The sequence below is a fragment of the Halogranum amylolyticum genome (assembly GCF_900110465.1).
GTDB lineage: Archaea > Halobacteriota > Halobacteria > Halobacteriales > Haloferacaceae > Halogranum > Halogranum amylolyticum.
The window spans coordinates 138,083-148,517 of record NZ_FODV01000007.1; the positions used below are offsets into that span (position 1 = coordinate 138,083).

Here is a 10,435-nt window from a genome sequence, read left to right on the forward strand (position 1 = left end):
CTCCCAACCGAACGAAGTCGACTGGAGGAGCGGAGACGAGGCGGTAGCACACAGCGCTGGGTTTCGATTCGCAGACGACGGACGTTGACCGCGCTGTGCGGTTCTGCGCTGTTTCCTCTACGGGCGACAGAATAGTGGCGAAGAACTGGTCGTTCGCGACGTCAGCTGAAGAGCCGTTTGATGCGGGCGAACAGCCCCTTCGAGGGGTCGCCACCCACCTGCTGCTGTTCCTGCCCGGCTGACTCGTCGGCGGTCGTGTCGTCCGCCGCGTCGGACTGCAGTTCGGTCGTCCCCGTCTCTCCCGACTCGGCGCGTTCGACCGCCTCCCGGATCAGGCTCTCGACGTCGTTGACGGCGTCCTTGACGGTCCCCTTCACGAGGGGTTTCCCCTCGAACCGGTCGCGGTTCACGGCCGTGTCGGCGGCGATGATGACCGCGTCGGCGTCTTCGATATCGGCGGCCGTAAGTTCGTCCTGGGCACCCATCGCACCCTGGACTTCGACGGAGATGTCGTGGCCCATCTCCTCGGCCTTCGTCCGGAGGTTCTCTGCGGCCATCTGGCTGTGTGCGATTCCGGTCGGACAGGATGTGACTGCGACTAGCTTCATTGTTCTCTGATAATGTTTGTGACGTCGCCTCTTGTATCTACGCCCAGCACGCGCGCCGCGACGTCACGGGCGTGCGTCTGGTCGGTCGCCGATACGTTCGCCTTGACCTCGGGGATGGTGACGGCGCTCATGCTCAGTTCGTCGAGCCCGAGCCCCACGAGCAGTTCGGTCAGCTCGGGGTCGCCGGCCATCTCTCCACACATCCCGATCCACGCATCGTTGTCGTGGGCGGCCTCGACGCTCCGCTCGATCGCTCGTAGCACCGGTGGGTGGAGCGGGTCGTGGAGGTGAGCGACGTGCTCGTTCTCCCGAGCAGCGGCCATGACGTATTGTGCGAGGTCGTTCGTCCCGATGCTGAGGAAGTCGACACGGGCGGCGAACTCGTCGGCCATGAACACCGCGCCGGGCGTCTCGACCATCACACCGAGTTCGGGGACCGCGTACGTCACGCCCTCGCTCTCCAGCGTCTCGACGACCTCGTCGACGCGACCGAGTGCGGCGTCGAGTTCCTCGACCGTCGAGACGAGCGGGAACATCACGCTCAACGTCCCGCCCTCGGCGTCAGCGGCCGCCCGCAGGAGCGCCCGCAGCTGCGTCTCGAACAGCTCTGCGTCGGGTCCGAGCGATCGTCGGATGCCGCGTTCGCCGAGGAACGGGTTCTCCTCCTCCGGCAGATCGAGGTACGGGATCTGCTTGTCGCCGCCGATGTCGAGCGTGCGGACGACGACTCGACCGTCCGGGAACGCCTCCAACGCCTCGACGTACGTCTCGTACTGTTCGCGCTCCGTCGGCGGCGACTCCCGGTCAAGAAACAGGAACTCGGTTCGGTAGAGGCCGATTCCGTCGGCCCCCTGATCGACCGCTCCCTGGAGTTCTGCCGACCGGCCGACGTTCGCAGCGACCTCGATCTCGGTGCCGTCGGTCGTCTCGACGCGGTCGTGCGTCACGTCGACGCCGGAGTCGCTCTCGACGGCCTCGAGTCGGTCGTCGGACGGGTCGACGACGAGCTCGCCGGTCTCGCCGTCGACGACGACGTGGGCCCCCTCCTCGACGGAGTCGAGATCCGACCCGACACCGACGACCGCCGGGAGTGCGAGCGATCGGGCGAAGATCGCCGCGTGCGAGGTGCGTCCGCCGGTGACCGTAGCGAAGCCGGCAACGCGCTCGGGATCCAGTTGGGCCGTGTCGCTCGGCGTCAGTCGCTCGGCGAGGACGACCGACCCCTCCGGTAGCTCCGCGAGGTTCACTCGCTCGCCACCGGTGAGCAGGCGGACGAGTCGGTCGCGGACGTCCCGCAGGTCGTCCGCCCGCTCTGCCATCCGCCCGTCCATCCCCTCAAACTGTTCGATGGGTCCCTCGAACGCCTCTCGGACGGCGTACTCGGCCGGCGTCCCCTCGTCGATGGCAGCGGTGACGCCGTCGTCGATCTGGGGGTCGTCCAGAAACTGGATGTGGGCGTCGAAAACGGCGGCCTCCTCCTCGCCGACCCGCTCGGCCGTCCGGTCGCGCTCGGATTCGAGTTCGTCGCGTGCCTGCTCGCGAGCGGTCTCGAAGCGCTCGCGCTCTGCCGGCCGATCCTCGGACGCGACCGTCTCGAACGCATCCTCCTCGTCGAGCGCTGCGTCCGGTCGGTACCAGACGACGGTTCCCGCCCCCGCTCGGGGGGTCGCACCCGTCCCCGTGAGTGTTCGTTCGCTCATGTCTCGGTCAGTTCTTCCTCCGGCGTCGTTAACACTCCTTCGAGTGCGTCGAGCGCCGCCTCGGCGTCCTCACCCTCGGCGACGAGACGGACCTCGTCGCCACACTTCGCTCCGATGCTCGTGATGGCGATCATACTCCCCGCGGGGACGAGGTCGTCGTCGCCGGCGCGGGCGATCTCGACCGTCGCGTCGTACTCGTTGACCGTCTCGACGAACTTCGAGGCGGGTCGCGCGTGTAGTCCCGCCTCGGGGACGACTTCGACGACTCGCTCGCTCACGCGACCGCCTCCTTGAGCGCGACTTGGACGTCGGCGGGCGTCTCTGCGGCGTACAGGTCGTCGCGTACCTCCTCGTGCATCAGCGCCCGCGAGAGCGAACTGAGGATCTCGAGGTGGTCCTCCGCGCCCGATTCGGGGACGAGGATCATGAACAGCAGTTTCGCCGGTTCGTCGTCCATCGAACCGAAGTCGATCCCTTCGTCCGAGCGAGTGAACGCGACGGACGGACGCGAGACGGCGTCGGTCTTCGCGTGGGGGATACCGATCCCCATCCCGACTCCCGTCGTCGTCTCCTCCTCGCGGGCGAGCAGCGCCTCCAGTGCCCTCTCGCGGTCGTCCACACGGCCCGAGTCCACGATGAGATCCAGCAGGTACTCGATACAGTCGTTCTTCTCGCTCGGCGGTTCCCGAAGCGAGATGTGTGATTCGGGGACGAGATCGTCGATGTCGTCTTCTGTGATGTTCGTGCTCATAGGTGGTATGTGGTGGTCTGTGTGGTGTGACAGTTAATCGTTCGCCTGGGTCGCAGTCGCCTCGGTCGATCCGGGCGTCGTCTCGGGCGACCCAGCGGTCTTCTCGAAGTCGCTCTTCAGGAGCGTAGCCACCGCGGCAGTGACGACGGTCCCGAGGGCGATACAGCCGAGGAACGCGATCGGCTGGTTCGACAACAGGAAGACGAAGATGCCGCCGTGGGGTGCGGGCATCGTGACGCCCAGCGCCATCGACAGCGCTCCGCCGACCGCGCTGCCGGCGACGATGCTCGGGATGACCCGAAGGGGGTCGGCGGCGCCGTAGGGGATCGCGCCCTCGGTGATGAAGGCGAGTCCGAGCGGAACCGCGCTCTTCGCGTTCTCGTACATCTCGGCGGTGTACTTCTGCGGTGCAATGAAGTTCGACAACGCCATCCCGAGCGGCGGGATCATGCCTGCGATCATCACCGCCGCCATCGGCTGGTAGATCTGCTCGGTGATGAGACCAACCGAGAACACGTACGCGACTTTGTTGATCGGTCCGCCCATGTCGAACGCCATCATACCGCCGAGGATGGCACCGACGAGCAGCGCCTGGCTACCCTGCATCCCGCTGAGGAACGACGTCAGCCCCGCGTTCGCGATGGCGACCGGGACGCCGAGGACGAAGATGACGATCGGTGAGAGGATCATCATCGTCAACACCGGGATGATGAGAACGGGCATCATCGGTTGAATGAACTCCGGCACGCTGCGCCGTTTGAGCCACCGGGCGACGTAACCTGCAGCGAGGCCCGCGACGAGCGCACCGAGGTAGCCGGCGCCAGCGGCGCCACCTTGCAGGCCAATAACCTCACCGGCGGCCTGGAGGACGTTCCCCTGCTGGATGATGTACGACAGCAAGAACCCGGGTGCCAGCCCCGGACGGTCGGCGATGGCGTACGCGATGTACGCACCCAAGATAGGCACCATGAACGTCAGCCCGGCGACGCCGATCTGCGCGAGGAACCAGTCGGGGCGACCGGTCGCCTCGAAGATCGTCTTCGTTGCTTCGGCTCCACCGAGGAACGACGAGAGTGCGTACCCCAGCGCGAGGAAGATTCCGCCGATCGTCACGAACGGAATCATGAACGACACGCCCGTCATCAGATGTTCTTTGACAGAGGTGAGATGCGAACGCATCGCCCCCTCGAGTTTGTTGTTATCTGTCATAGTCCTCTTCCATCACTATCGTTCATCGTACTATTCAAAAGTGTTTTCGTTAATGATTGTTTCATACTGATTCGTTTGTAATATTCTTCGAGTTGAACATCTTCGTGCTTCGAGATGGACAGCGATAGTCGGAATGACACGTGACGAAACACCCTCAGTGTGCTGTAACGGTCATCTCCTCGATGTTCGAGAGCGCGTCGTCGAGCGAGGGAACGCTCGTTCCGGAAACGGCGACGACGCGTGAGGCGACGGCGACACCGGCACGGAGAGCCGCCTCGTCGGTCCCACTCCGCTGCCGTTCGGCGAGCACACCCGCGAGGAGCGCGTCGCCGGCACCGACGGTGTCGACGACGTCGACGTCGAGCGCCGGCGTGTAGAGGACGGTGTCCGGCGTCGCCATGATCGCTCCGTCGCCGCCGAGCGAGGCGACAACTCGTTCGAACCCACGTTTCTGGAGCGCTCTGGCCGCCGCGAACGCGTCGCTGAGCGAGTCGATCTCGCCGCCGACGGTGGCAGCTAGCTCCTCACGATTGGGTTTACAGAGCGCGTACTCCGCCTCGAGATCAGCGAGGACGTCGCCGCCGACGTCGACGACCGTCTCCCATGGCCCGGCGTCGGCGATGTAGTCGATCGCCTCCGGACCGACACCGCGAGGGAGGCTCCCGGCGACGACGACCATCTCCGGACTGTGTCGTTCGATCGTCTCGACGATCAGCTCCAGCGCCGTGTCGTCGACCGTCGGTCCGTTCTGGTTGATCTTGAACTCCGACTGAGGAGTGAGGATCGTGGTGTTCAGACGGGTACAGCCCGATATCTCGACGAAGTCGTTCGGGATCCCCTGCGTCGTCAGCTCCTCTCGGAGGAACCGGCCAAGGAAGTCACCGACGTACCCCGTCGCGGTCGTCTCGACGTCGAGTTCGACGAGATACTTCGAGACGTTGATCCCTTTTCCGCCCGGGTCGAACTGCGCAGTGTCGGTTCGTGCGACACTGTCGGACGTGAGTTCGTCGTCAAGTTGGAGCGTGTGGTCGACGGCGGGGTTGAGTGTGACTGTCAGTATCATCCGTTCTCACCGGAGTCGTTCGTCGGGGGCCTGGGATAGTGGCTCGTGATCAGTGCGTCCGTCATCGTCTATGAGTCGAGTGCCTCTTCGGCCGTAGCTCCTTCGAACACGACCTCTTCGAGCGCATCGAGAATGTAGGTAGGGTCCTCGTGCTGCCAGACGTTACGTCCGACCGCGAGACCCGCTGCGCCGGCGTCCATCGCCGCTTCGACCGTCGAGAGGAAGTCGTGGTCGCCGGTCTTCGCGCCACCGCTGAGGACGACCTTGCAGTCACCGGCAGCCTCGACGGCCCACTGCATCGCCTCGGGGCTTCTCGGATATTTCACCTTCGCGATGTCGGCGCCGAGCTCGAGCGCGATGCGGGTCGCGTACGCGATGACCTCTGGCTTGCGGTGGTCTTTGATCCCCTGTCCGCGTGGGTAGGACCACATCGCGACCGGGAGGTCGAACTCGCGGGCAGTCTCCTGAACGTCGCTGAACTCCTCTGCCATCTCTAGTTCGTGGTTCGAACCGGGGTAGATGGTGAACCCGACGGCGTCAGCGCCCAGTTCCGCGGCGTAGTCAACCGACCAGTTGACGGCGGTGTCGGGTTCGCCCATCCAGAGCGACGACCCACCGTTCAGTTTCGCGAGCAGGCTCACGTCGTCCTCGTAGGACGGGTAGTAGGTCTCCGCGAGCCCTTTCCCTACCGCGAACCCCGTCACGGCGTCGTGCGTCGCCATCTCGAACACCGTCTCCGGGTCGAGACGCTCGCGAACTCCCTCGAACTTGGTCGGCCCATGTTCGAGCCCGTGGTCGTGTGCGAGGATGATCGCCTTGCCGTTACGCGTGATTCGACTGTCGTTCGTTGACAACATCCATTCACACTTTTGCAGAAGTGACGACTAAATGCTACCGAACACGATTATTTCCTACTGGTTGAATAGAATACAAGTGTATAACGAAACTTGATAGCCAACTTTGGACCACGAAGTGGACCGTCACCAGCGGCTCTATGATCCAAAGAAAGCGGGAGATGTACCGACGCGGACGCGAGTCGAGTGACCCGAGAGAGTTACTCGGCGGAGACGAACGCGGCCATGTCGAGCATGCGGTTCGAGAAGCCGTACTCGTTGTCGTACCACGTGAGGATCTTGGCCATCTCGCCGTCGTTGACGACGTTCGTCGACTGGAGATCGACCGTCGAGGAGAACGGCCACCCGACGATGTCCGAGGAGACGACCTCGTCGTCGGTGTAACCTAGCACACCGGCGAGTTCGTTGTCGGCGGCCTCGCGGAACGCTTCGTTGATCGCTTCGGCGCTCGGGTTGCCCTCGAGGTCGACGACGAGTTCCGTGATCGAACCGTTCGGGACCGGCACGCGAATCGCCATCCCGTCGAGTTTGCCGTCGAGTTCCGGCAGGATCTCCGTGGCGGCCTGCGCGGCGCCGGTTGTCGTCGGGACGATGTTCTCGGCGGCGGCGCGGCCGCGGCGCTTCTTGCCCTTCGGCCCGTCGATGAGGTTCTGACTGCCCGTGTAGGCGTGGACCGTCGTGAGAAGCCCGGTGTTGATGCCGAAGTTCTCTTCGAGCACTTTCGCGACCGGTGTGACGCTATTGGTCGTACACGAGGCGTTCGAGACGACGTCCTCGCCGTCGTACTCCTCGTGGTTGACGCCGTAGACGAGCTGTTTGACCGGCTTGTCACCCTTCGGCGGCGCCGAGATGACCACCTTGTCCGCGCCGCCCTTCAGATGCTCGCTGGCGTCGTCCTTCGTCCGGAAAATGCCCGTACACTCCAGGGCGACGTCGACGTCCAGCTCGTCCCACGGCAGTTCGGCGGGACTCTGCTCGTTGTACAGCGGCACCGACGTTCCGCCGATGGTGAGGTGGTCCTCTTCGAGTTCGACGCCGTCGAGGTGACCCATCACCGTGTCGTACTTCGCGAGGTACGCCATGTCCTCGAAGTCCATCACGTCGTTGACGCCCGCCAGTTCGACGCGCGGGTCGTCCATGACTGCACGGAAGACGTTGCGTCCGATGCGTCCGAACCCGTTCAAGCCGACCCGAACGACCTCATTCCCGGCTACTTCGTCGCCCGCGTTCAGGTGCGAGCGGTCTTGAAAGCTCATCACACAGAGGTATGCACAAAACGTTACTAAGTACTACTGAATATGATCAGTCCTTATCATATACTCGGAAATAAACGGCTCCCTGAGAAGCAAGCTCACGTGGGCGCGAATTGCGGAGAACGCCGTCGAAACGGTCTGCCTTTTCGAGATTCGACTGGAAGACTCGTCCCGCAAGCCGTTCGTCACTGCCAGTTCTGCTATCGTGGTTAGTTTTGCTAGTTTAAACAGTTCGCCTAGTTTGGACATCTGTCCCCCGTTCACGCCGCACGGCTCTACACTTGTGTATACAACCAGTCGCTTCATCTGGGTGAGAGTTCAACGGGTAGGTAGTCTCCCCACTATGAAGGAGTCCGACTGTAGTTTCGACGGTCGCAGGGAATTCTGGAAAGAGACGTGCGGAGAGTATAGAGGAGTGACCGCCGACTACGCGACGATGACACGGACGATACAGAGAGTGAGTGCGTGGTTCGATCCGACCACCGCGTCGGATCATCTCAGACCGGCAGAGCCAGTCGTCGACACCTGACTGCTGCTGAACCGGACACACCGACTCCCACGAGACCGGTTTCGACATCGTCTTCGCGTGCACTCAGAGACCTCGCGTTCCGACCCTGGAACCCCGACAGTCTCGGGAGTGTCGGAGCCTCGACGAGAGGCAAACTTCGATCGGTCGGGTGATTACAAACGTAGCCGCGTAACGACAAACCGTAAACGGCACGGAGCTCGCGTCACGAACTGTTTTCCGAGTGTCGTAGTGTGGTCCGCTGTACTGGTCCCCGGATACCTCGGCTAGGAACTGCTGTCGACCGCGGCGACCACACGACGATTCCTATCGTCTGGTCGTACGGCCGCGTCGTCAGAGGACTCGTCAGCGTCAGGACGAGAAGGTCCGACCCTTTTTCGACTCGATTCCGAACGCCCACATCGATCAAGACAAGAACTGATGTACTTGCGGTAGGGAGTGAAGAAACGGACGTACCGAGCCGCTGAGAGAGTATTCAGAAGTAGTCGAATAAGCGAGCCTCGGAGTGAGGCCCGATTCGAGAGCCAGGAGATCGTACGAGCGTCGATGTCCTACGGGAAGAGTACAAAGAGAGGGAAGAAACGGTAAGACTCTACAGACGTACAGAGGCTTTCGCGACGAAGCACGAGAGTTCGATGGAACGCTTCCGTAATCGTTTCAAAAGTAGCGTCGGCGACCACGGACGTCTGAGACCGCGTCCGGACAGGTCAGACATCAGTCTGTCGTGTTTCGAGGCTCTATTCGTCGAGTAAGGTTCGAATACCGGTTTCAGAGAACCGACCGGAACCGATCGGAACGTACTCGTCGAGTCCGTGAGTTCGTTCGGATCTGGTTTTCTGGGATCCAAACACATCTGTATCGGTGAAATTTCCTAAAGGACACTCTCGGTGCGACGACGGAGACAGCAGAACAGGAGACTACCACAGTAGAAGGCGACGAGACCGTAGACGGCGAACCCGAGTGTAAACGATCCCCCGACCGTGCCGAAAGATCCCGTGATCGACGGGAGAACGGCACGCTCAGACAGATTCGCGCACCGACTCGTCGCCAGCGAGGTCACGCGGGTCGAACTGAACGGCGACCGGACCGTCGTTGAGAATACCGCTCGCGGACGGAGTGCTGCGACCACTTCGACGTAGTGTCTGCACAGACGGCCGTCGGACGACCGAAACAGACAGTTCACTCGAATACATCGGGCGTTGCGGTGGACATCAGATAGAAGCAGATACGTGACCGAGCGAGACTATCAGACCGGTAAGCACTGCCAACCGGGGTCTACGCCGTGTTAACTGCCTTCTACCAGAGTGACACCGATGACATACCCAAGTGTCGTGTCCCCCAACAGGGTTATCGACGTTACGTGAAAGTCAACGTCCCCAACAATGTCAGACAAAAGTCACACACAACGTAGACAGAGTACCTCCGGAAGCCGACGGGTGCGCGTCATCTCGCGGCTGTTCGTCGTCGCGATCACGATGATCGTCGTCTCCGGAAGTATCGTCGGCGCCGCCGGCGCGACGTCCGTCTCGTTGGACAACTCCCAATCGCAAGTCCAGGAGTTCATCCAACAACTCACGGAGAACCAGGACGGGAAGCACAACGACAAGAACACCGACCAACAGCTCGACCAGCGTCAGGGCCAAGGTCAGTTCGAGACCCGCCACAGCAGCCAGGAGCAGTCACAGAGCTCCTCGCAGACCGGGAAGGCTGATCAGTTCGGTATGAACAACTGGCAGGACGTCGCTGAGGACGTCTTCCAGTACGGCACCAACGTCCAGGCGGGCGTCCACAACGCCCAAGAGCAGATCCAGGACGCGATGCAGGAGCGCCTCGCGGGTCAGGACGGCAAGCGCAACGACCAGTCCTCCGAACAGGACCTCCGGCAGCGCGCCGCCTCGGAGCAAAACAGCTACAAGAGCGCCCAGGGGCAGTTCCAGAACGCCGAACAGTTCAGCGAAGGCTACCAGGTCGGCTACAACAACGACCAGACGCAGAACCAGGACATCCACCAGGAGGCGACCCAGAAGCAGCACTCCAAGCGCAGCCTCCAGAGCCAGGCACAGGACGCGACCCAGCGTCAGTCCGGCGGCCAGCTCTACGCGAAGGACGGCAAGCAGAGCCAGAGCCAGGAGATCGACTCCGAACAGCGACAGTACCAGAAGAGCCACCGCGGCGTCCAGCAGCAGACCGAGGGTTCCGCACAGGAGCAGATCGCCGGCCAGACCGGTGAAGACCACACCCAGCGACAGAAGCAGGCTGCCGACAAGGACCAGACCCAGCGACAGAAGGGTGCCCACGTCGACCAGAGCCAGGAGGCCGACTCCGAACAGGCGCAGTCCGCCTACGTCGAGGGTGAGGACAACGACCAGGTCCAGACCGAGTCCGCTCGCCAAAAGCAGAACCAGAAGCAGGACGCCAAGAAGAGCGACCAGGAGCAGAACGCAGACGCAGACCAGTCGCAGACTCAACAG

Annotated in this window: 8 protein-coding genes and 1 pseudogene; 1 reads left to right on the forward strand and 8 read right to left on the reverse strand. The window is 62.8% G+C overall.

The genetic code is table 11. The features are described 5' to 3' along the window. Positions 1 to 161 precede the first annotated feature (161 nt). The 8 genes from BSG17_RS14480 to gap form a co-directional block, all read right to left on the reverse strand. Positions 162 to 608 carry a PTS fructose transporter subunit IIB gene (locus BSG17_RS14480; RefSeq protein WP_089825316.1) on the reverse strand — a complete coding sequence of 149 codons (447 nt, stop codon included), beginning with the start codon at positions 606 to 608 and terminating at the stop codon, positions 162 to 164. Further along, positions 605 to 2,308: a phosphoenolpyruvate--protein phosphotransferase gene (ptsP, locus tag BSG17_RS14485; protein ID WP_089825318.1), complete on the reverse strand. Its 1,704-nt coding sequence runs from the start codon at positions 2,306 to 2,308 to the stop codon at positions 605 to 607. The genes BSG17_RS14480 and ptsP overlap by 4 nt, the downstream gene beginning before the upstream one ends. Continuing rightward, entirely contained in the window at positions 2,305 to 2,586 is a 282-nt protein-coding gene (gene ptsH1, locus BSG17_RS14490) for a phosphocarrier protein HPr (RefSeq protein WP_089825320.1), read from the reverse strand. The genes ptsP and ptsH1 overlap by 4 nt, the downstream gene beginning before the upstream one ends. Beyond that, on the reverse strand, positions 2,583 to 3,059 hold the full coding sequence (locus BSG17_RS14495; RefSeq protein ID WP_089825322.1) for a PTS sugar transporter subunit IIA: 477 nt from the start codon (positions 3,057 to 3,059) through the stop codon (positions 2,583 to 2,585). Before BSG17_RS14495 ends, ptsH1 begins: the two co-directional genes overlap by 4 nt. A gap of 33 nt (positions 3,060 to 3,092) precedes the next feature. Then, the gene (locus BSG17_RS14500; protein ID WP_089825324.1) at positions 3,093 to 4,268 is read right to left on the reverse strand and encodes a PTS fructose transporter subunit IIC; all 1,176 of its coding nucleotides are present in this window, start codon (positions 4,266 to 4,268) and stop codon (positions 3,093 to 3,095) included. A 154-nt stretch (positions 4,269 to 4,422) separates the two neighbouring features. Next, positions 4,423 to 5,331 (reverse strand): 1-phosphofructokinase, encoded by a 909-nt coding sequence (gene pfkB / locus BSG17_RS14505; protein WP_089825326.1) that lies wholly within the window; start codon positions 5,329 to 5,331, stop codon positions 4,423 to 4,425. 68 nt (positions 5,332 to 5,399) lie between these two features. Continuing rightward, positions 5,400 to 6,188 carry a class I fructose-bisphosphate aldolase gene (locus tag BSG17_RS14510; protein ID WP_089825328.1) on the reverse strand — a complete coding sequence of 263 codons (789 nt, stop codon included), beginning with the start codon at positions 6,186 to 6,188 and terminating at the stop codon, positions 5,400 to 5,402. Positions 6,189 to 6,385: 197 nt separating this feature from the next. After that, the gene (gene gap / locus BSG17_RS14515; RefSeq protein WP_089825330.1) at positions 6,386 to 7,441 is read right to left on the reverse strand and encodes a type I glyceraldehyde-3-phosphate dehydrogenase; all 1,056 of its coding nucleotides are present in this window, start codon (positions 7,439 to 7,441) and stop codon (positions 6,386 to 6,388) included. 1,959 nt (positions 7,442 to 9,400) lie between these two features. Between gap and BSG17_RS14525 the strand changes: the two are divergent. Continuing rightward, positions 9,401 to 10,435 (forward strand): annotated as a pseudogene (locus BSG17_RS14525) (hypothetical protein); the annotation flags it as partial.

What these genes read in the sequence shown, in the direction of transcription:
- BSG17_RS14480 (WP_089825316.1), bottom strand. Translation starts at nt 608, where the DNA reads ATGAAGCTAGTCGCAGTCACATCCTGTCCGACCGGAATCGCACACAGC.
- ptsP (WP_089825318.1), bottom strand. Translation starts at nt 2,308, where the DNA reads ATGAGCGAACGAACACTCACGGGGACGGGTGCGACCCCCCGAGCGGGG.
- BSG17_RS14495 (WP_089825322.1), bottom strand. Translation starts at nt 3,059, where the DNA reads ATGAGCACGAACATCACAGAAGACGACATCGACGATCTCGTCCCCGAA.
- BSG17_RS14500 (WP_089825324.1), bottom strand. Translation starts at nt 4,268, where the DNA reads ATGACAGATAACAACAAACTCGAGGGGGCGATGCGTTCGCATCTCACC.
- pfkB (WP_089825326.1), bottom strand. Translation starts at nt 5,331, where the DNA reads ATGATACTGACAGTCACACTCAACCCCGCCGTCGACCACACGCTCCAA.
- BSG17_RS14510 (WP_089825328.1), bottom strand. Translation starts at nt 6,188, where the DNA reads ATGTTGTCAACGAACGACAGTCGAATCACGCGTAACGGCAAGGCGATC.
- gap (WP_089825330.1), bottom strand. Translation starts at nt 7,441, where the DNA reads ATGAGCTTTCAAGACCGCTCGCACCTGAACGCGGGCGACGAAGTAGCC.